The following is a 20077-nucleotide window of genomic DNA, read 5'->3' as shown; positions in this document are numbered from 1 at the left end:
GCGTCAGTCGCGGCGGCGTTCGATCGGGAGCCGGGACCGGGTCAGCAGCCCGGCGCCCAGCATCGCCACCAACGGCACCGCCACCAGCACGGCGAGCGTGCTCCACGGCACCACCAACGGGTACGGCTGCGGCGCCGGCCACACGCCGCGGTGCCCCTGGTTGAGCGCGGCGATGATGGTGAGCCCGGCGACGAGGCCGGCCACGATCCCGAGCACCGTACCCAGGCCGGCGATCACTCCCGACTGACTGAGCGACAGCAGCCGCCGCACCCCCGGGCTGGCCCCGATCGCGGCCAGGGTCGACAGTTCCGTCCGGCTCTCGGCGGCGGCGAGCCCGGTGGCGATGGCGGCGGCGCCGAGCGTGACCAGGCCGGCGGCGATCGCCAGCACGATCAGCATCGGGGCGTTCGACGCGCCCCGCCCACGCTCCACGTGCAGCTGCAGCCCCGGCTTCAACTCCCGCAGCGTCGACCGGAGGCGCTCCTCCTGCGCGACCGTCGGCGTCGCGCCGGTCGCCAGTGTGAAGCCGGACTGCCGGGTCGCCAGGCCGGCCCTCGCCACGGCCGTGGCCGAGTAGACCACGATCGGCGCGTTGAGCCCGGTGCGCAGCGCGTACCCGGGAACCGTCACCGACCGGGCGGGCGGTTTCGGTTCGCCCCCCTCGCCGTCCACCGTCGTGACCACGTCGAGCGTGACGGTCCCGTCGACGACGTAGCGGTCGTCGCTGACCACGACGCCGCCGGCCCGCAGCGTCCGCACCGCCCGGTCGGCGTCCTCGCCGTGCGCCCCGGTCACGATCGGCAGCCCGGCGCCGTCGTCGATCGCGAACCCCATGTAGCCCGGGTACAGGGTGCGGGCCGTCTCCCGGCAGCGGGGGTCGGCGGCGGCCGCGCGGGCATCCGCGCCCGTCGGGAGCTGCATCTGCAGGTACCGGCAACCGGCCTCGGGCGGCACCCGCAGATGCAGCTCGCACCACTGCTCCGGTGCGGGGTCGTCCCGGCACATCGGCCGGCGCAGCTCGACGAGCCCGGTCAGCGCGATGTCGGCGGACGCGACCGCCCGCACCCGGTCCGGCGGTAGCGCCGGCCCGGTATCCGACTCGAGCACCTGCACGTAGCCCGGAGGGGTGGACGGCTGGTACATGGCGGCCCCGCGCAGGTCGTCGCTGGCCAGGAAGATGCCCAGCGAGACGCTGCCGGCGACGGCCGCCATGACCGCGGAGATCGCGGGCGCCGCGGCAGCCCGGTTGCGGGCGGTGTCGCGCAGCGCGATGCGGGGCGCCAGCGGCAGCGTGCGTCCGGCGCGGGCGACGAGTCCGACCAGCGCCGGGGTGCAGAGCACCAGACCGAGCTCGGCCAGCACCACCCCGCTGAGAATGACGTTGCTGTTGGTGTGCGACGCGCCGAACGCGGCGAGCGCGCCGCCGGCGACGGTGAGCGCCACCCCCAGCGCCAGCCAGCGGGGCCGCGACCGCACGATGCCGCGCCGGCCGGCGAGCGTGGCCACCACGTCCTGCCGCGCAGCCGTGTACGCCGGCACCAGCGCGGCGAGCAGCCCGGTGAGCACCGCCAGCGCGGCGATGCCGACGAGCGCGAGCGGGAAGAACCGGTAGCCGCCGACGCGCGCGTGGGCGAGGTGCTGCTCGATCAGCGGATGCGCGGCGACGGCGGTGGCCACCCCTCCGGCGATGCCCACGACCGCGCCGGCCACGCCGAGCACGACGCCGTCGGCGAGCACGATCCGGCGCAGATGTGCCGGCGCGCCGCCGCTGGCGGCCACCAGCGCGAGGTCATGCTGGCGGCGGCGCGCGCCGACCGCGAACGCCGGACCGGCCAGCAGCACCACCTCGAGCAGTCCGAGCCCGCCGACGAGCACGACGCCGCCGACCGTCTCCGCGTCCGCGCCGGGGGCGAGGTACTCCTCGGCGGTCGGCGGCGGGTCGAGCACCACGGCGCGGGACCTGATCAGCAGGCCGTGCCGGTTGAGCTGACCGACCTGCTCCCAGGTCACCGGCGCGGGCGTGTCCACCAGCCAGGCCGGTGACTCCGACGGCAGCGCCTCCGGCGCCACCACGAGCAGCTCCCGCAGCGCGTCGGTCCACTCCACGACGCCGACCACCGTGTACGTCCGGGCGCCGCCCCCGCTGGTCACCCGGTCCCCGACGCCCACCCCCAGCCGGCGGCCGGCCGACTCGCTCACCGCGATCTCGGCGTCGCCGACGGGGGCGCGTCCGGCACGCAGCCGGACCATTCCGCGGGTGAGCGGGTCGGCGACGTCGATCCCGCGTACCTCCAGCTCGGCGATGCCGGCGGCGGTGCGGACGTCCAGCAGCCCCACCGTGCTCGGGATGGCCCGGCTGCCCGCGGGCAGCACGTCGAGCAACCGGTCGATGGTCGCGGTGCCGGGCGTCGAGGTGCTCGACGAAGACCAGCCCCGGCCCTCCGGGTCCTGCTCCAGCCCGACCTCGCTGACCCACTGCACGCGCGCGTCGGCGGCGCCGAGCTCACGGTTGAGCTGCTCGGCCGGCCGCAGGTGGAACATGTCGTAGGTGACCGCGGCGAAGGTCAGCGCGAGCACCGGCAGGGCGATCATGGCCAGGATCAGCGCGTTGCGCCCCTTCGCCCGGCGCGCCTCGCGCACGGCGATCCGCAGCGCCGCCCGCCACGCCCCGAGCCCGCCGCGCCACCGCGCCCGCGCGCCGATCCCGACGCGGTCGCGGCCCCGGCCGGCGGATGCGTCCCGTCCGGCCGCGGTCACACCGTCCCCAGCAGCTGTTCCGGGCTCGGCAGCGGCCCACTCGTGTCGACCATCACGCCGTCGCGGAGGAAGACCACGCGGTCGGCCCAGGCCGCGTGCCGGGGGTCGTGGGTGACCAGCAGACCGGCGGCACCGGCGTCGATCCGGGCCCGCAGCAGCCGCAGCACCGCCTCCCCGGTCTGCGAGTCCAGCGCGCCGGTCGGCTCGTCGGCCAGGACCAACCGCCGTTCGCCCACCAGGGCCCGGGCGATCGCGACCCGTTGCTGCTGCCCGCCGGAGAGCTCGTCCGGGAACCGGGCCGCCAGCTCCGCGACCCCGACCGCGTCCAGCGCGACCGTGGCGAGCTTGCGCGCCGGGCGTACGCCCACCCCGTCGAGCTCCAGCGGCAGCGCGACGTTCTCGACGGCGGTGAGGCTGGCGATCAGGTTGAGGTCCTGGAAGACGTAGCCGACGCTGCGCCGGCGCAGCTGGGCGAGCTGCGCGCGGGTCAGCGCGCCGAGGTGCCGGCCCTCCACGTGCACCTCGCCCTCGGTCGGACTGTCCAGCCCGCCCGCCAGGTTGAGCAGGCTCGACTTGCCCGACCCGGAGGGCCCCATCACCGCGACGAGTTCGCCCGCCGCCACCGTAAGGTCCACCCCGCGCAGCGCGTGCACCGCGGCCGCGCCGGTGCCGTGCGTCCGGTGCACACCGCACAGTCGCAGCACCGTCACCGCCCGGCCTCCTCGCGTTCCGGCAGGTCGGCGGGGAGCGGAGCGGCGGCGGGGTGCGGCGGGGACGCGGTCGGCCGGTGGCGCGCCAGGCTCGCCTCGCAGTGGTCGAGCCAGCGCACCTCCGCCTCGGCCTGGAACACCATGGCGTCCAGCACCAGCCGCCAGGCGAGATCCCCGGGCCGGTCCTCGCGGGCCTTCAGCCGGGTCAGCTCCTGCAGGGTCCGCATCGTGGCGGTGCGCTGGTTCTGCACCACGGCCCGGACGTCGATGCCGGGCGTGGTCAGGGCGAGCGCCAACTTGATCGCGAGTTCGTCGCGCGGCCGGTCGGCGCGACTGACCGGCGTCGCGAACCACAGCGCCAGGTCCGCCCGCCCGGTGTCGGTGATCTCGTACGGCCGCTGCCCCCCGTCGTGCTCCGGCAGCGGTTGTACCAGCCCGTCGCGTTCGAGCCGCGACAACGTCGTGTAGACCTGCCCTATGTTCAACGGCCAGGTCGCCCCCGTGGTCTCCTCGAACGCCGCGCGCAGCTGGTAGCCGTACATGGGACCGCGTTCGAGCAGGGCGAGGAGACCGTGGCGGATGGACACCGACCGAGTATGCATACCCGGTATGGCGGGGGCAATCGTCGCGCTCGTGATCTCGCTGACAGCCGGCCGTTAGCCGGCGCGTCCGGGGAACGGCACGGTCGCCGGGGCGGTCCCGGCGAGCCGGCGCCAACGGGTGGCGCGGACGGCGCAGTCGGTGAGCGCGTCCAGCGACTGGGCGCGCTCGGCGCCGGTGGTCGCGGGCAGCGCCGCGCGCCAGACCGCCGCCGTCCGTTCCTCGATGGCCGTCGCCAGCCGCAACGCGGTCGCGCGGTCCGTCACCGGGAACGGCAGCGCGTAGCCGGGCTCGGCCGGGGCCGGCGTCGCACCCTCGCCGGCGAGGAGCACGACCAGCGTGTCCCGCCGGGCGCGGTGCGCCGCCTCGGCCGCCCGCGCCTGTTTCTGCGCGGCGTCGTCGAGCTGCACCCCGATCGGCCCGTACGCGAAGATCGCCGCGTGTTCGGCGGCCAGGGCCGCGGCGAGCGCCTCGGTCACGTCAGCACCTCCAGATGCGTGGCGCGCGCGGCGGCGATCGAGCCGAGCAGCGCGGCGCGGGCGGCCGGGGCGGCGCGGCACGCCTGGACGGCCGCCGCCTGCCCGGCCCGCTCGGCGGCGCGCAGATCGGCCAGCATCCCCCGGACGTCGTCGGCGCCGCCGGGACCCGCCGACGTCGGGCCGGCGGTCGCGGTCGGGGTCGCCGCCGCCGCGCCGATGACCCGGGCCAGTTCGGCGGCGTGCGCGCGGTGCGCCTGCGCGATCGGGGCGAGCCGGTCGGCGAGTTCCGGGCGCGCGGCCGCGGCGGCCTCGTGCCGGGCGGCGAGATCCAGCGCGCCGGCGAGCAGCGGCGCCAGCGGATCGGGCGCCGGGGGCGTGTCGGGGTCGCGGTCGAACAGGCCGCAGCCGGTCAGTGCCGCGGCCGGGACGGTCACCGTCGCGCCGGCGGTGATCCGCAGCAGCCCGCGCCGGGACAGCCGCCGGACGTCACCGTCGGGGGCGCTGTTCGTTGTCGGGGCCGGTTCGTTCCTGCTTGGCACCGGTTCGTTCCTGCTTGGCACCGGTTCGTTCCTGCTTGGCACCGGGCTAGTCAACACCATTCCGGGCCGCCGTGGGCGTCGCCCGTGTGGCCCCGCCGACGGCTATCGGTGCGCCGGCCGGTCCCCGTCTCGGCGCGCGGGTTAGGCTCTCCGCAGCCGCTGGGCATGTCGGCCCGGCGGCAGACCGGCATGGTTCCTCTCGCCAGGCCGCCGAGTACCGAAGGGGTGCGCCAGATGACGCAGCGTGGCCGCGCCGCCGGCAGGCCACCGGCCGGCACGCGCCCGACCTCCCGCCCGGCGGGCGAGCGAGCACGCGGGGACCTCGCCGCGCGGCGGGTCCAGTTGCGGGCGGTGATCGAGCCCGTGGTTACGGATCAGGGCTACCACCTGGAGGATGTCTCCGTCTCCCGGGCCGGCCGCCGGCACGTGGTGCGGGTCATCGTCGACGCCGAGCAGGGGATCAACCTCGACGCCGTGGCGGACGTCTCCCGCGCGGTCTCCGCCGCGCTCGACGCGGCCGAGGAGCGCGGCGGTGAGTTGCTGGCGGGCGAATACCAGCTGGAGGTCAGCTCGCCGGGGGTCGACCGGCCGTTGACGCTGCCGCGGCACTGGCGGCGCAACATCGGCCGGCTGGTGCGGGTGACGGCGGGGGACCGCCAGGTCACCGGCCGGGTGACCGCGGCCGACGATGAGCGTGTGACGCTGGACGTGGACGGCACGGTACGGGAGTTTGCGTACGACGGCCTCGGGCCGGGGCGGGTGCAGGTGGAGTTCACGCGCCTCGAGGAGTTGTCCGACGAGGACCTCCAGGAGATCGAGGGCGCAGCCGACGACGAGGAAGTGGAGGACGAGGAGAGGTGAACATCGACCTCGCGGCGCTGCGCGCCCTGGAGCGCGAGCGGGAGATCCCGTTCGACACGATCCTCGCAGCGATCGAGACCGCGTTGCTGACCGCCTACCGGCACACGGACGGGGCGGAGCAGTTCGCCCGCGTGGAGATCGACCGACGCTCCGGCGCGGCCCTCGTCTACGCGCAGGAGCTCGACGAGCAGGGCGGGGTCGTCCGGGAATGGGACGACACCCCGCATGATTTCGGCCGGATCGCCGCGATGACCGCGAAACAGGTCATCCTGCAGCGGCTGCGCGAGGCCACCGACGAGGTGCACTTCGGCGAGTATGTCGGGCGCGACGGCGACCTGGTCACCGGTGTGATCCAGGCGCACGAGGCGCGCGCCGAGAAGGGGATCGTCAGCGTCGACCTCGGCAAGCTGGAGGCGGTGCTGCCCCAGGCCGAGCAGGTGCCGGGCGAGCTCTACGAGCACGGGCAGCGGATCCGGTGCGTGGTGGTGCACGTCGCGAAGGGCTTCCGTGGCCCGCAGATCACCCTGTCGCGCTCCCACCCGAACCTGGTGAAGAAGCTCTTCGCGCTCGAGGTGCCCGAGATCGCCGACGGCACGGTCGAGATCTCGGCGATCGCGCGTGAGGCAGGTCACCGTACGAAGATCGCGGTGCGCTCGACCACGCCCGGGGTGAACGCCAAGGGCGCCTGCATCGGCCCGATGGGCCAGCGGGTGCGCGCGGTGATGAGTGAGCTGCACGGCGAGAAAATCGACATCATCGACTGGTCGGACGACCCGGCGGCCTTCGTTGGCAACGCCCTGTCGCCGGCCAAGGCGCTGCGGGTGGAGGTCGTCGACGCGGTGAGCCGGGCCGCCCGGGTGACGGTGCCGGACTTCCAGCTGTCGTTGGCGATCGGCCGGGAGGGGCAGAATGCCCGGCTCGCGGCACGGTTGACCGGTTGGCGCATCGACATCCGCTCCGATACGGAGCAGGCGGCGGCGATGCCGCGCGGCGCTGATCACGCGACGGAGGCGGGCGACGCGGTCTCGGGCGCGGCGGGGTAGACTTTCGTAGTGGTAGGACGTGCGTGGCCGGAGCGCACCTGTGTGGGTTGCCGGCGGCGTGCGCCGACCTCCGAGTTGCTGCGGGTCGTCGCGGTCGGGAACGGGGCTGGCTACAGTCTCCGCCCTGATCCGACCCGAAGGCTGCCGGGTCGGGGAGCGCATGTGCATCCCGATCCGGCTTGTCTCGCGCTGGCGCAGCGGCGTCGTGCCTTCGGGCGCGCGCTGCGACTGACCGGGGTCCCCGACACCGGTGAGCTGGCCGGACACATCAGTGCGTTAACCACTACGTCCGACCATCCGGGCGGACGAGGGTCGCAAGCAAGGTAGGACGACCGACATGAGCACACGATGAAGTCCCAGAAATGATCAGGCTTCAAGTGCACGAGTGAGGTTGTTGCGGGTGCTGCCCGCACGACCTCGGAGTGAGGAGTGCAGTGGCAGGAAAGGCCCGCGTACACGAGCTGGCAAAAGAGCTCGGGGTCGAGAGCAAGACCGTACTCGCCAAGCTGAAAGAGATGGGCGAGTTCGTCAAGTCGGCGTCGAGCACGGTGGAAGCGCCGGTCGCCCGGCGGCTTCGTGGTGCGTTCGCGGCTGCGGCGTCGGCCCCGGCGCCGGCGGCCGCCCCGGCTTCCGTCCCGCCGGCGAACACCGGCGAGTCCAAGGTTTCCGCGAAGCCGATGCCGCCGCGGCGGCCGGCGGCTCCGGCGGCCAAGCCCAGGGGCCCGGTCCCGGGTCCGCCGCAGCCGGCCGCGCCGGTGGCCAAGCCGGCGAGCGCGCACGACATCGAGGTGGCGGCCGCCGAGGCGCGCGCCGCGGCCCTCAAGGCCGAGCAGGAGGCGTCCGTCAAGGCCGCCCAGCAGGCCGCGAGGCAGCGTGAAACGGTCCGGCGCGAGCCGCCGGCCGATGGCACCCCCCGTCCGAAGCCGGGTCCGGGTGCGGTTCCGCCGCGCCCCGGCACGCCCGCGGCCGGTCGGCCCGCGGCCCCCGGCGCACCGGCACCGGCCCCGGGTCGTCCGGGCGCCCGTCCGCCGGCGCGTAGCGGCGGCAACAACCCGTTCGGCATCACGCCGGGCGGCGCCGCTCCGCGCCCCGGTCCGGCGGCCGGTGGCGGCCCCCGTCCGAACCCGGCCGGCATGCCTCCGCGGCCGAGCCCAGCGTCGATGCCCCCGCGGCCGAGCCCGGCGTCCATGCCGGCGCAGCGTCCGGGTCGCCCCGGCGGTCCCGGCGGTGCCGGTCGTCCCGGTGGCGGCGCGGGTCGTCCCGGTGGTGGCGGCGGCTTCCGCGGCGGTCCCGGTGGTGGCGGCGGTGGCGGCTTCCGCGGCGGTCCCGGTGGTGGCGGCGGCGGTGGATACCGCGGCGGCCCCGGTGGGGGTCCCGGTGGGGGTCCCGGCGGTGGCGGCGGCGGTTACCGTGGCGGCGGCGCTCCGGCGGCCGGCGGCGCGGGCCGTCCGGGTGGTGGCGGTCGTGGTCGCGGCGGCGGCGCCGCGGGTGCCTTCGGGCGTCCGGGCGGTAAGCCGGCCCGCGGTCGCAAGTCGAAGAAGCAGCGCAGACAAGAGTTCGACAACCTGTCCGCCCCGACCATGAGCTCGGGCGCGCCCCGGGGTCAGGGTCAGGTCGTCCGGCTGTCGCGCGGCGCCTCGCTCTCCGACTTCGCCGACAAGATCAACGCCAACCCCGGCTCGCTCGTCCAGGAGATGTTCAACCTGGGTGAGATGGTCACGGCGACGCAGTCGTGCTCGGACGAGACCCTGCTGCTGCTGGGTGAGCACCTCGGGTTCGACGTGCAGATCGTCAGCCCCGAGGACGAGGACCGCGAGCTGCTCGCGCAGTTCAACATCGACCTCGACGCCGAGGTGGACGCCGAGCGCCTGGTCAGCCGGCCGCCGGTCGTGACCGTCATGGGTCACGTCGACCACGGTAAGACCAAGCTGCTCGACGCGATCCGCAAGGCGAACGTGGTGGCCGGCGAGGCGGGTGGCATCACCCAGCACATCGGCGCCTACCAGGTGCGCGTGCCGCACGACGGCGAGGACCGGGCGATCACCTTCATCGACACCCCGGGTCACGAGGCGTTCACCGCCATGCGTGCCCGTGGTGCCCAGGTGACCGACATCGTGATCCTGGTCGTCGCGGCGGACGACGGCGTGATGCCGCAGACCATCGAGGCGCTCAACCACGCCAAGGCGGCCGACGTGCCGATCGTGGTCGCGGTCAACAAGGTCGACAAGCCGGAGGCGAACCCGGACAAGGTCCGCCAGCAGCTGACCGAGTACGGGCTGGTCGCCGAGGAGTACGGCGGCGACACGATGTTCGTCAACGTCGCGGCGAAGCCGGGCATCGGCATCGAGGACCTGCTCGAGGCCGTGCTGCTGACGGCGGACGCGTCGCTGGAGCTGACCGCTCCGATCGACGGGCCGGCGCAGGGTGTCGCGATCGAGGCGCACCTCGACAAGGGGCGCGGCGCGGTGGCGACGGTCCTGGTCCAGAAGGGCACGCTGCGGGCGGGCGACTCGATCGTCGCCGGTGGCGCGCACGGCCGGGTCCGGGCGATGCTCGACGAGAACGGCAAGCCGCTCAGCGAGGCGGGTCCGGCGCGTCCGGTCATGGTCCTCGGTCTGACCGCGGTTCCGGGCGCCGGCGACACGTTCCTGGCGGCCGAGGACGACCGCACGGTGCGGCAGATCGCCGAGCAGCGGCAGGCGCGGCGGCGGGCGGCGAGCTTCGCCAACTCCCGCGGCCGGGCGACCCTCGAGACGCTCATGGAGCAGCTCAAGGAGGGCGAGAAGACCTCGCTCAACCTGGTGCTCAAGGGCGACGTCTCCGGTTCGGTGGAGGCGCTCGAGGACGCGCTGTTCAAGCTGGACATCCCGGAGGAGGTCCAGCTGCGGATCATCCACCGGGGCGTCGGCGCGATCACCGAGAGCGACGTCATGCTGGCGAGCGCGTCCTCGGAGGCTGTGACGATCATCGGCTTCAACGTGCGGGCCTCGAACAAGGTTCGCGAGATGGCCGACCGCGAGGGTGTGGAGATCCGGTACTACACCGTGATCTACCAGGCGCTCGAGGAGATCGACGCGGCGCTCAAGGGCCTGCTCAAGCCGGAGTACGAGGAGGTCGAGCTGGGCACCGCGGAGATCCGCGACGTGTTCCGCTCGTCCAAGATCGGCAACATCGCGGGTTGTATCGTGCGGTCGGGTGTCATCCGACGCAACGCCAAGGCGCGGCTGCTGCGCGACGGCACGGTCGTGGCGGACAACCTCACGATCAGCTCGCTCAAGCGGTTCAAGGATGACGCCACCGAGGTCCGCGACGGCTTCGAGTGTGGTCTGACTGTGAGCAACTACAACAACATCCAGGTCGGCGACGTGATCGAGACCTTCGAGATGCGGGAGAAGCCGCGCGCCTGACGGTGACGGTTTCACGGCGGGCCCGGTGCGACGCACCGGGCCCGCCGCCGTTTCCGCCCCCGCCGTTGATCAAATTGGGGCGCGGGCCGGCGGCGGGATGGCTATCCTGACCGGCGATGTATACCGGAACAGCGATCTTCGACCTGTTGTTGCCGAGCGATTCCCGGTCGCTCAAGGCGAAACGATCATATGTACGGCCGATCCTCGCGGCGCTGCGTCGGTTCGAGGTCTCCGCCGCCGAGGTCGGCGCGCTCGACCTGCACGGCCGGGCCGAGCTGGGGGTAGCGGTGGTGGCCGCCGAGCCGGGGCACGTCGGCGAGGTGCTGGACGCCTGCGAGCGGCTCGTCGCGGCCCGTCCGGAGATCGAACTGCTGTCGGTGCGGCGGCGGTTGCACGGTGCCGATGACTGACAGCGACGGCATGGTGCGGCCGGGTGAGGGAGGCCCGCCCGCAGGCGTGCCAGGGCGGACCGCAGGTAGTGTCGACACGTTGGCCGGGTCGGCCACGGCGGTCCCGCACGGAGCGTCACGCCGGACCCGGGGGCGGCGAGTGGCGGAGGTGACGAGATGACGGACCCGGCCCGGGTGCGCCGGCACGCGGAACGTGTGCGGGAGCTGGTGGCTTCGGTGGTGCGCACGCAGATCAAGGACCCCCGCCTGGGCATGATCACGATCACCGACGCCCGGATCACCGCCGACCTGCGGGACGCGACGGTCTTCTACACCGTCCTCGGTGACGCGGCCGCGCAGTCCGGCACGGCCGCGGCGCTGGACAGCGCCAACGGCATGCTGCGCAGCACGGTCGGCAAGGCGCTCGGCCTGCGCCACTCGCCCACGCTGACCTTTGTCCTCGACGACGTGCAGGACCAGGTCAAGCACATCGATGACCTGCTCGCCGCCGCGCGGCACGCCGACGCGGAGGTGCAGCGACTCGCCGCGAACGCCCAGTACGCGGGGGAGGCGCAGCCGTACCGGGTCGAGGACGAGGACGAGGACGAGGAGACCGAGGGCGCCGAGCGGGAAACGGCGGACCGCGCCGAGGAACGCCGATGATCGACGCTCCGGGCGCCTCCGCGGTCGCGGAGGCGCCCGCGTCGCCGTCCCCGTCGGGCCCGACCGAGGCCGAGTGGGCGGCGGCGGTGGCGGCGCTGCGCGACCTGTCGGCCGACGCGCGGGTGCTGCTGATCTGCCACGTGAACCCGGACGGCGACGCGTTGGGCAGCATGCTCGGCTTCGCGCTGGGCCTGCACCGGCTCGGCGTACGCCGCCTGCAGGCCACCTTCCCCGGCCCGCCCGAGGTGCCGCTGCCGTTCCAGGGGCTGCCCGGGCTCGACCTGCTCGTCCCCGCTGACGCGGCGTGGACCGACCCGGACCTCGTTCTCTGCTTCGACGCCGCGAGCGCCTCCCGGCTCGGCCCGCTGGCCGACCGGCTGCTCACCGCGCGCTCCGTGGTGCTGGACCACCACGCCTCCAACACCCGGTTCGGCGCGATCCACCTGGTCGACCCGATGGCCGCGGCCACCTCGGTCGTCGCCGAGCAACTGCTGGACCGGCTCGGGGTTCCGCTCGACCGGCAGATCGCGGAGTGCTTCTACGTCGCGGTCGCGACGGACACCGGCTCGTTCCGGTTCGACGCGACCACCCCGGCGGTGCACGAGATGGCCGCGCGGCTGATCGCCACGGGTCTGCGTCCGGGTGACATCGCGCGGCGGGTCTTCGACAGCCGTCCGTTCGGCGCGGTCCGGCTCTACGGCGACGTGCTGCAACGCGCCGAGCTGGAGCCGGGCGCCGCGGGCGGGCGCGGCCTGGTGTGGACGTACGCGACCCTGGACGACCTGGCGCGCCACGACCAGCCGGCGTACGTGCTGGAGGCGCTGATCGACTCGGTCCGGTGCGCGATCGAGGCCGACGTCAGCTGCGTTCTCAAGCAGGTCGCCGCGGGGGAGTGGGCGGTGTCGTTGCGCAGCAAGGGCGCGGTGGACGTCAGTCGGGTGGCCGTGGCGCTCGGCGGCGGCGGTCACCGGCTGGCCGCCGGTTTCACCGGGTACGGCTCCGCGGCGCAGGTGGTCGAGGCGATCCGCGCCGAGCTCACGGGCGGCGACGTGCTGACCGGCGGCAGTACCCCGGCCGACGGCGGCGTCTTCCCGGAAGATCAGGGATAACCGGGGGAATTTGCGCTTTCCGCCGGGATCGACGGCGGTGACAATCGAAGGATGGAACAGCCGTCGGAGCTCACCGCGGCAGCGCCGCGGCCCTGGGACCGTCCGGCCGTCTCGGTGCCGGTGCTCGTCCTCATGTCGGTGGTCGGTGGACAGCTGCCGTCCTTCTCCGCCCAGGCGAACCTCTACGCCGTCGGCACCGGCGGTGCGCTGATCTGGCTGGGCCTGACCAACCGCGTGCCGCGCCGGCCGCCGCCCGGGCGGCTCGGCTCGGGTGCGGTCTGGTGGGTGGTGCCGGTGGTGGTCTTCGGCGTGTTTGAGGGCTCGACGTTCGTGCTCGGCTCCACCGACGACTTCCCGACTTTCTCCCGGCTCGCCGATCCGCTGCTGGAGGACGGTCTCGTCCGCTCGGTGGTCTATTTCGGCTGGTTGAGCGCGTTCTGGGGGCTGGTGCGCCGATGAGTGCGACGCGGCTGTTGGTGATCGTCGGCTTCCTGGCGGCGATCGGGCTCGTGGCGGTGCTGGAGTTCGCGAGCCGGCGCGAGCGTTCCCGGATCCCCTCCCTCGGCGACGTCTGCGCCTTCGTCATGCAGTACGAGGTCGGCCGGGTGCCGGTGGGCCGGATCGGGCTGTTCGGGTTCTGGTGGTGGGTCGGCTGGCACTTTTTCGCCCGCTGATTGATTTTCGCCGACCTTAACGTCTCGTAATGCGGGAACCGTGCGCAGGATGTGGACCTGAACGATAACTTGGTTTTCTGGATGCACGCCGCGCTGATCCGACAACGATCGGTGACAGCGCCCGACGGCAGCCGCACGCCTCCGGGGTCCACCGACCCGGGCTCGCGCCGCCCCGGCCATCCCTCCGGCGACCCCGGACGGCCGCGGCCCGCGCACCGACCCGTTCCCGCCGCCCCGCGCGCCGTGATGGCGCCGGGCGTGCCCTGGAAGGACGACTCCGATGCCGAGCAAGCCGAAGACCGAAACCGTCGACGAGGCACGCGAGCAGGCGCGACGCGCGCTGCAGACCTCGATGGACACCCGCCAGTGACCGGTGCCCGGTCCGGTCGCAGTCGGGGATGACCCGGTCGGCCGTGACCGGGTCGAGGCCGTGGCGGCTACGCAAGTGTAAGCAGCCAACCGGTTTGCATCACTTACTTCGCGCGTGACACGATGCGGGGCGATGAGCCCCGCCGCCGACACCGCGCCCACATCCGCCGCCTCGCCGCGCCGGATCGCCGGTCTGGCGCTGCCCGCCCTCGTCGTCCTCGCCGCCGAGCCGCTCTACGTGCTCGTCGACACCGCGGTCGTCGGCCACCTCGGGCGGGTCCCGTTGGCCGCCGTCGCGATCGGCGGCACCGTCATGTCGGTCGCCGCCTGGCTCGGCACCGTGATGGCGTACGGCACGACCGGCCGCGCCGCCCGGCGTTTCGGCGCCGGCCACCGGGCCGCCGCCGTCGCCGAGGGGGTCCAGGCCTCCTGGCTCGCCGTCGCCGTGGGACTCGCGCTCGCGGTCGGTCTCCAGTTTCTCGCCGCGCCGCTGGCCCGTACCCTCGCCGGGGGCGGATCCGACGTCGCCGACGCCGCCGCGCAGTGGCTGCGGATCGCGGCGCTGGGCGCGCCCGGCCTGCTGCTCGCCGCCGCGGGCAACGGCTGGCTGCGCGGGGTGCAGGACACGCGCCGGCCGCTGCGCTACGTGCTCGGCGCGAACGTCCTCTCCGCGGTGCTCTGCCCGCTCCTGGTCTACCCGCTCGGCCTCGGGCTGATCGGCTCGGCGGTCGCCAACGTCGTCGCGCAGACGGTCTCCGGCGTCCTCTTCGTCGGCGCGCTGGTCGCCGAGCGGGTGTCGCTGCGCCCGCATCCGGCCGTCATCGTCCGGCAGTTGGTGCTCGGCCGCGACCTGCTCGTGCGGGGCGCGGCGTTCCAGGCCAGCTTCCTGTCCGCGACGACCGTGGCGGCCCGGTTCGGCACGGCGGTGGTCGCCGCGCACCAGATCGCCGTCCAGCTGTTCTTCTTCACGGCGCTGGTCCTGGACGCCGTCGCGATCGCCGCCCAGTCCCTGGTCGGCGCGGCGCTCGGCCGCGGGGACGCCGCCGGGGCACGCCGGCTCGCCCGTCGGATCACACTGATCGGCGGGGTCTGCGGGGTCGCCTTCGCGCTGGTGATCGCGGCCGGCGCCGGCGTCGTGCCGAGCTGGTTCAGCGACGACCCGCAGGTGCACGGGCAGGCCATGATCGCGTGGCCGTGGTTCGTGGCGATGCAGCCGATCGCCGGCGTGGTCTTCGCCCTCGACGGCGTGCTGATCGGCGCGGGGGACGTCCGGTACCTGCGAAACCTGACGATCGTCGCGGCGCTCGGGGCGTTCCTGCCGGCGATCTGGGCGGCCTACGCGCTCGACCTCGGGCTCGGCGGGATCTGGGCCGGGCTCACCGTCTTCATCGTGGTCCGGCTCGTGGGGTTGCTGCTGCGGCTGCGTTCCGGCAGGTGGGCCGTGGTCGGCGCCGTCCGCCCCACCTGAGCAGGGGCGTATCGGACGGGGGCCTTCGACGACCGCCGACCGGGTGTCTGGCACGCTTGGACGCCATGAGCGGGCGACGTGGGGCGGGCGTGTGAGCGCGGACGGTCTGATCGTGGTGGACAAGCCGGGCGGGATGACCTCGCACGACGTGGTGTCCCGGATCCGGCGGCTGGCGCGCACCCGCCGCGTCGGGCACGGCGGCACGCTCGACCCGATGGCGACCGGCGTGCTCGTGATCGGAGTCAACCGGGCCACCCGGCTGCTCACGTACGTGATCGGCTCCGCGAAGTCCTACACCGCCACGATCCGGCTCGGCCAGTCCACCGTCACCGACGACGCCGAGGGCGAGGTCGTGGCCGCGACGCCGGCCGGGCACGTGACCGACGAGCAGATCCGCGCCGGCCTGACGCCGCTGACCGGTGAGATCGACCAGGTGCCGAGCGCGGTGAGCGCGATCAAGGTGGACGGGCAGCGGGCGTACAAGCGGGTGCGTGAGGGCGAGGAGGTGACCCTGGCCGCGCGCCGCGTCACCGTCTCCCGCCTCGACGTGCTCGCCATCCGGCGCCCCGGCCCGGACGTGGTCGACGTGGACGTCGACGTCGACTGCTCGTCCGGCACGTACATCCGGGCGCTCGCCCGGGATCTCGGCGCCGCGCTCGGGGTCGGCGGTCACCTCACCGCGCTGCGCCGCACCGCGGTCGGCGGGTTCACGCTGGCCGAGGCGGCGACCCTGCCGCAGTTGGAGGAGCGGGCGCCGGACGTGGTGAACCTGCCGCTGGCCGCGGCGGCGGACCGGTTCTTCCCGCGCCGGGACGCGACCGCGGACGAGGCTAAGGTGCTCTCGCACGGGGGGCCGATCGCACAGCTCGGCATCGCGGGCCCGTACGCCGTCTTCGCCCCCGACGGCAGCCTGCTGGCGGTGGTCAGCGAGCGGGACGGCCGGGCGCGGGCGGAGATCGTCCTCGCGCCCGCGTGACCGGTGCCGCGCCGAGCACGGGCGTACGGCCAGGAGGAGGAACGGATGCAGCGGTGGCGGGGCTTCGAGGCGGTGCCCGCGGGCTGGGGGCGCTCGGTGGTGACCATCGGCGTCTTCGACGGCGTCCACCGGGGCCACCAGGCGACGATCGGGCACGCGGTCGCGCGCGCGAAGGAGCTGGGGGTGCGTTCGGTCGTGGTCACCTTCGACCCGCACCCCGCCGAGGTGGTCCGGCCGGGCTCGCACCCGGCGGTGCTCACCGAGCCGGCCCGCAAGGCGGAGCTGATCGAGGCGCTCGGCGTCGACGTGCTCTGCGTGGTGCCGTTCACCCCGGAGTTCTCCCGGCTGCCGGCCGAGCAGTTCGTGCACGACATGCTCGTCGAGCACCTGCACGCGGCGCTCGTCGTGGTGGGGGAGAACTTCCGGTTCGGGCACAAAGCGGCCGGCACGGTGGCGCTGCTGGGACAGCTGGGGCGCACGTTCGGCTTCGGGGTGGAGGACGCTCCGCTGGTCGCCGTCGACGACACGGTCTTCTCGTCCACGTACATCCGGGCCTGCGTCGCCGCCGGCGACGTGACCGCGGCGGCCGCGGCGCTCGGCCGCCCACACCGCCTGGAGGGGGTGGTGGTCCGCGGCGACCAGCGCGGCCGCGAGCTGGGCTTTCCCACCGCCAACCTGCTCACGCACCGGCACGCCGCGGTGCCCGCCGACGGGGTGTACGCCGCCCGGCTGGTGCGGGGGGCGGGGCGCGGTCCGGCGCTGCCGGCGGCGGTGTCGATCGGCACCAACCCCACCTTCTCCGGGCGGGAGCGCCGGGTGGAGGCGTACGTGCTCGATTTCGAGGGCGACCTCTACGGCGAGCGGCTCTGCCTGGACTTCGTCGCGCAGCTGCGGGAGATGCGCCGGTACGAGGGGGTCGACGCGCTGGTGGCGCAGATCACCGAGGACGTCGCCCGTACGCGTGAGGTGCTGGGCTAGCCGCGCCGCCGCCGGGCCCCACGGGGGCGGCCTGACGGGTGGTCGCGCCGGTGGGCTGGTAGCCTGGGCGGGACGTCGGATTTGCCGACGATGGGCCTCGCGTGCCTGCACGACGCCGCGGGTGCGAGGTTTGTGACGAACCCACAGAACAGGGAGAAGATGGCGCTCGACCAGGAAGCCAAGGCCAAGATCCGCCAGGAGTACGCCACCGTCGAGGGTGACACGGGTTCCCCCGAGGTGCAGGTGGCGGTCCTCACCAAGCGCATCGCCGACCTCACCGAGCACCTGAAGGTGCACAAGCACGACCACCACAGCCGTCGTGGTCTGCTGCTGCTGGTCGGTCGCCGCCGGCGACTGCTGAACTACATGCAGAAGAAGGACATCAACCGCTACCGTTCGCTCATCGAGCGACTCGGCCTGCGGCGGTGACGTGAGCGGGGAGCGATCGCGCGGCGGTCGCTCCCCGCTGGCGTCTCACCACCCGAATACCGGGGCGAGCTCGACCACCCCGTGGGGAGCCGGTCAGCGCACCGGTCCTCGGTAGTGGCCCCCGGGCCGGCCGGCGCGAAGCCGGCTCCCCCGGGCGCTTCAATCGATGACCGGCCGTCTGAGCAGCTCCCCGAGGTCGTGGGCCCCAACGACACAAAGGAGTGCAACGCACTGATGGCAGACCAGAACTCGCTGGGCAACCAGCACAGCAAGGCCGTGATCGACAACGGGTCCTTCGGGACGCGTGAGATCACCTTCTCCACCGGCCGCCTCGCCCGCCAGGCCGCCGGCTCCGTCATCGCCCAGCTCGGCGAGACGGTGGTCCTCTCCGCGACGACCGCGAGCAAGCAGCCGAAGGAGCACTTCGACTTCTTCCCGCTGACCGTCGACGTCGAGGAGCGGATGTACGCCGCGGGTCGCATCCCCGGCTCGTTCTTCCGCCGCGAGGGACGGCCGAGCGAGGACGCGATCCTCACCTGCCGGCTGATCGACCGGCCGCTGCGCCCCAGCTTCGTCAAGGGGCTGCGCAACGAGGTCCAGGTCGTCGAGACCGTTCTCGCGCTCGACCCGCAGCACCCGTACGACGTCGTGGCGATCAACGCGGCCTCCATGTCGACCAAGCTCTCCGGCCTGCCGTTCTCCGGCCCGATCGGGGCGACCCGGATGGCGTGCGTGGACGGGCAGTGGGTCGCGTTCCCGACCTACGAGGAGCTGGAGCGGGCCACCTTCGACATGGTGGTCGCCGGCCGCACGCTGCCCGACGGTGACGTCGCGATCATGATGGTCGAGGCCGAGGCCACCGAGCACACCGCCAAGCTGATCGCCGGTGGCGCCACGGCGCCCACCGAGGAGGTCGTGGCCAGCGGCCTGGAGGCCGCCAAGCCGGCCATCCGGGAGCTGTGCCGGGCGCAGAGCGAGCTGGCCGACGTCGCGGCCAAGCCGGTCGTCGAGTTCCCGATCTTCCTCGACTACAGCGACGACGTCTACGAGGCGGTCGCCGGCGCGGTCCGCTCCGAGGTCGCCGAGGCGCTGCGGATCGCCGGCAAGGCGGACCGCGAGGAGGCCCTGGACCGCGTCAAGGAAAAGGCGTACGAGCAGCTCTCCGCCCAGTTCGAGGGGCGTGAGAAGGAGATCGGCGCGGCCTTCCGGTCGCTGACCAAGTCGGAGATGCGCAGCCGCGTGCTGCGCGACCAGGTCCGGATCGACGGCCGCGGCCCGCGCGACATCCGCGACCTGACCGCCCAGGTCGGCGTGCTGCCGCGGGTGCACGGCAGCGCCCTGTTCGAGCGCGGCGAGACGCAGATCCTCGGCGTCACCACGCTGAACATGCTCCGCATGGAGCAGGCGCTGGACACGCTCTCGCCGGAGAAGTCCAAGCGCTACATGCACAACTACAACTTCCCGCCGTACTCCGTCGGTGAGACCGGCCGGGTCGGCGCGCCGAAGCGGCGCGAGATCGGGCACGGCGCGCTCGCCGAGCGGGCCCTGATCCCGGTGCTGCCGGCGCGCGAGGAGTTCCCGTACGCCATCCGCCAGGTCTCCGAGGCGCTCGGGTCCAACGGCTCCACCAGCATGGGTTCGGTCTGCGCGTCGACCCTGGCGCTGCTGTCGGCCGGTGTGCCGCTGAAGGCGCCGGTCGCCGGCATCGCGATGGGCCTGATCTCCGACGAGGTCGACGGCAAGACCGAGTACGTGACGCTGACCGACATCCTCGGCGCCGAGGACGCGTTCGGCGACATGGACTTCAAGGTCGCCGGCACCCCGGAGTACGTCACCGCGCTGCAGCTCGACACCAAGCTCAACGGCATCCCGTCGGACGTGCTGGCGGCCGCGCTCCAGCAGGCCCGCGAGGCCCGGCAGACCATCCTCGGGGTGATGGCGGCCGCGATCGACGCGCCGGCGACGATGTCCGACTACGCGCCGCGGGTGACCACGGTGAAGATCCCGGTCGACAAGATCGGCATGGTGATCGGCCCGAAGGGTCAGACCATCAACGCGATCCAGGACGAGACCGGCGCCGAGATCTCCATCGAGGACGACGGCACCATCTACGTCGGCGCGACCAACGGCCCCTCCGCCGAGGCGGCGGTCGAGCGGATCAACGCGATCGCGAACCCCACGCTGCCCAAGGTCGGCGACCGGTTCCTCGGCACCGTGGTGAAGACCGCCGCGTTCGGCGCCTTCATCTCGCTGCTGCCCGGCCGCGACGGCCTGCTGCACATCTCGAAGGTGGGCGACGGCAAGCGGGTCGAGAAGGTCGAGGACTTCCTCAACGTCGGCGACAAGGTCGAGGTGCAGATCGCGGACATCGACGCCCGCGGCAAGATCTACCTGGACAAGGTGCGCCCGGAGGGCGAGGAGGCGCCGGCCGCGGCCGGCGGCGAGCGTCCCGCCGGTGGCGAGCGCCCGGCCGGGCGCGAGCGCGGCGACCGGGCTCCGCGGGACCGCGGCGACCGTGAGCGTGGCGAGCGCGGCCCGGGCCGTGGCCGTGACGAGAGCGGCGAGGGCGGCGAAGGCGGTGGCGAGGGCGGCGGCGAGCGTCGCCGTCGCACCCGGCACAGCTGAC

Annotated in this window: 18 protein-coding genes and 1 pseudogene; 14 read left to right on the top strand and 5 right to left on the bottom strand. The window is 74.0% G+C overall.

Going from position 1 to position 20077, the window contains the following annotated elements; translation table 11 throughout:
• Window positions 1-3: 3 nt before the first annotated feature.
• The 5 genes from BLW47_RS08640 to BLW47_RS08620 all read right to left on the bottom strand — a co-directional run bounded on the left by BLW47_RS08640 (window position 4) and on the right by BLW47_RS08620 (window position 5085).
• A complete protein-coding gene (locus BLW47_RS08640; RefSeq protein WP_245736537.1) occupies window positions 4-2757 on the bottom strand; it encodes an ABC transporter permease in 2754 nt (917 codons plus the stop codon).
• Entirely contained in the window at window positions 2754-3467 is a 714-nt protein-coding gene (locus BLW47_RS08635; protein ID WP_091554041.1) for an ABC transporter ATP-binding protein, read from the bottom strand. The genes BLW47_RS08640 and BLW47_RS08635 overlap by 4 nt, the downstream gene beginning before the upstream one ends.
• Complete coding sequence (locus tag BLW47_RS08630) at window positions 3464-4054, bottom strand: PadR family transcriptional regulator (RefSeq protein WP_091554038.1); 591 nt, start codon at window positions 4052-4054, stop codon at window positions 3464-3466. The genes BLW47_RS08635 and BLW47_RS08630 overlap by 4 nt, the downstream gene beginning before the upstream one ends.
• 69 nt (window positions 4055-4123) lie before the next feature.
• Window positions 4124-4546: a ferritin-like domain-containing protein gene (locus BLW47_RS08625; RefSeq protein ID WP_091554035.1), complete on the bottom strand. Its 423-nt coding sequence runs from the start codon at window positions 4544-4546 to the stop codon at window positions 4124-4126.
• Complete coding sequence (locus BLW47_RS08620) at window positions 4543-5085, bottom strand: hypothetical protein (protein ID WP_245736536.1); 543 nt, start codon at window positions 5083-5085, stop codon at window positions 4543-4545. Before BLW47_RS08620 ends, BLW47_RS08625 begins: the two co-directional genes overlap by 4 nt.
• Before the next feature lie 234 nt (window positions 5086-5319).
• On the opposite strand from BLW47_RS08620, the gene rimP reads away from it, so the two are divergent.
• From rimP to BLW47_RS08550, 14 genes and pseudogenes are all read left to right on the top strand, one after another.
• Window positions 5320-5946, top strand: coding sequence for a ribosome maturation factor RimP (gene rimP, locus BLW47_RS08615; RefSeq protein WP_091554031.1), 627 nt, complete (start codon window positions 5320-5322; stop codon window positions 5944-5946).
• Window positions 5943-6989, top strand: a complete 1047-nt coding sequence (gene nusA, locus BLW47_RS08610; RefSeq protein WP_091554027.1) for a transcription termination factor NusA — start codon at window positions 5943-5945, stop codon at window positions 6987-6989. The genes rimP and nusA overlap by 4 nt, the downstream gene beginning before the upstream one ends.
• 9 nt (window positions 6990-6998) lie before the next feature.
• Window positions 6999-7330 (top strand): annotated as a pseudogene (locus BLW47_RS08605) (YlxR family protein).
• A gap of 93 nt (window positions 7331-7423) precedes the next feature.
• Window positions 7424-10396, top strand: a complete 2973-nt coding sequence (gene infB, locus BLW47_RS08600) for a translation initiation factor IF-2 (protein ID WP_091554020.1) — start codon at window positions 7424-7426, stop codon at window positions 10394-10396.
• A 116-nt stretch (window positions 10397-10512) separates the two neighbouring features.
• Window positions 10513-10806, top strand: coding sequence for a DUF503 domain-containing protein (locus tag BLW47_RS08595; protein ID WP_091554016.1), 294 nt, complete (start codon window positions 10513-10515; stop codon window positions 10804-10806).
• Between the two features lie 156 nt (window positions 10807-10962).
• Window positions 10963-11448, top strand: a complete 486-nt coding sequence (gene rbfA, locus BLW47_RS08590) for a 30S ribosome-binding factor RbfA (RefSeq protein ID WP_091554013.1) — start codon at window positions 10963-10965, stop codon at window positions 11446-11448.
• A complete protein-coding gene (locus tag BLW47_RS08585) occupies window positions 11445-12557 on the top strand; it encodes a DHH family phosphoesterase (RefSeq protein WP_091554010.1) in 1113 nt (370 codons plus the stop codon). Before rbfA ends, BLW47_RS08585 begins: the two co-directional genes overlap by 4 nt.
• A 51-nt stretch (window positions 12558-12608) precedes the next feature.
• Window positions 12609-13016 (top strand): hypothetical protein, encoded by a 408-nt coding sequence (locus tag BLW47_RS08580; protein WP_091554007.1) that lies wholly within the window; start codon window positions 12609-12611, stop codon window positions 13014-13016.
• Entirely contained in the window at window positions 13013-13231 is a 219-nt protein-coding gene (locus BLW47_RS08575; RefSeq protein WP_091554003.1) for a DUF6186 family protein, read from the top strand. Before BLW47_RS08580 ends, BLW47_RS08575 begins: the two co-directional genes overlap by 4 nt.
• A 502-nt stretch (window positions 13232-13733) precedes the next feature.
• Complete coding sequence (locus tag BLW47_RS08570; RefSeq protein ID WP_091554000.1) at window positions 13734-15068, top strand: MATE family efflux transporter; 1335 nt, start codon at window positions 13734-13736, stop codon at window positions 15066-15068.
• A gap of 91 nt (window positions 15069-15159) precedes the next feature.
• Window positions 15160-16044 carry a tRNA pseudouridine(55) synthase TruB gene (gene truB / locus BLW47_RS08565; protein ID WP_091553997.1) on the top strand — a complete coding sequence of 295 codons (885 nt, stop codon included), beginning with the start codon at window positions 15160-15162 and terminating at the stop codon, window positions 16042-16044.
• A 45-nt stretch (window positions 16045-16089) separates the two neighbouring features.
• A complete protein-coding gene (locus tag BLW47_RS08560; protein WP_091554650.1) occupies window positions 16090-17022 on the top strand; it encodes a bifunctional riboflavin kinase/FAD synthetase in 933 nt (310 codons plus the stop codon).
• 159 nt (window positions 17023-17181) lie between these two features.
• Window positions 17182-17451, top strand: a complete 270-nt coding sequence (gene rpsO / locus BLW47_RS08555) for a 30S ribosomal protein S15 (protein WP_091553995.1) — start codon at window positions 17182-17184, stop codon at window positions 17449-17451.
• Between the two features lie 234 nt (window positions 17452-17685).
• Entirely contained in the window at window positions 17686-20076 is a 2391-nt protein-coding gene (locus BLW47_RS08550; RefSeq protein WP_091554649.1) for a polyribonucleotide nucleotidyltransferase, read from the top strand.
• Window position 20077: the final 1 nt, after the last annotated feature.

Origin of the sequence: Micromonospora pattaloongensis, from assembly GCF_900107255.1 — a bacterium.
Taxonomy (GTDB): Bacteria; Actinomycetota; Actinomycetes; order Mycobacteriales; family Micromonosporaceae; genus Micromonospora_I; species Micromonospora_I pattaloongensis.
Note: the sequence above shows the minus strand (reverse complement) of the source record. Positions and strands in the feature narration are given on the sequence as shown.

Excerpts from the sequence above, each read along its gene's own strand:
- BLW47_RS08570 (WP_091554000.1), top strand. The coding sequence starts at position 13,734 with ATGAGCCCCGCCGCCGACACCGCGCCCACATCCGCCGCCTCGCCGCGC.
- BLW47_RS08595 (WP_091554016.1), top strand. The coding sequence starts at position 10,513 with ATGTATACCGGAACAGCGATCTTCGACCTGTTGTTGCCGAGCGATTCC.
- rimP (WP_091554031.1), top strand. The coding sequence starts at position 5,320 with ATGACGCAGCGTGGCCGCGCCGCCGGCAGGCCACCGGCCGGCACGCGC.
- BLW47_RS08560 (WP_091554650.1), top strand. The coding sequence starts at position 16,090 with ATGCAGCGGTGGCGGGGCTTCGAGGCGGTGCCCGCGGGCTGGGGGCGC.
- BLW47_RS08550 (WP_091554649.1), top strand. The coding sequence starts at position 17,686 with ATGGCAGACCAGAACTCGCTGGGCAACCAGCACAGCAAGGCCGTGATC.
- BLW47_RS08575 (WP_091554003.1), top strand. The coding sequence starts at position 13,013 with ATGAGTGCGACGCGGCTGTTGGTGATCGTCGGCTTCCTGGCGGCGATC.
- BLW47_RS08585 (WP_091554010.1), top strand. The coding sequence starts at position 11,445 with ATGATCGACGCTCCGGGCGCCTCCGCGGTCGCGGAGGCGCCCGCGTCG.
- rbfA (WP_091554013.1), top strand. The coding sequence starts at position 10,963 with ATGACGGACCCGGCCCGGGTGCGCCGGCACGCGGAACGTGTGCGGGAG.
- rpsO (WP_091553995.1), top strand. The coding sequence starts at position 17,182 with ATGGCGCTCGACCAGGAAGCCAAGGCCAAGATCCGCCAGGAGTACGCC.
- BLW47_RS08580 (WP_091554007.1), top strand. The coding sequence starts at position 12,609 with ATGGAACAGCCGTCGGAGCTCACCGCGGCAGCGCCGCGGCCCTGGGAC.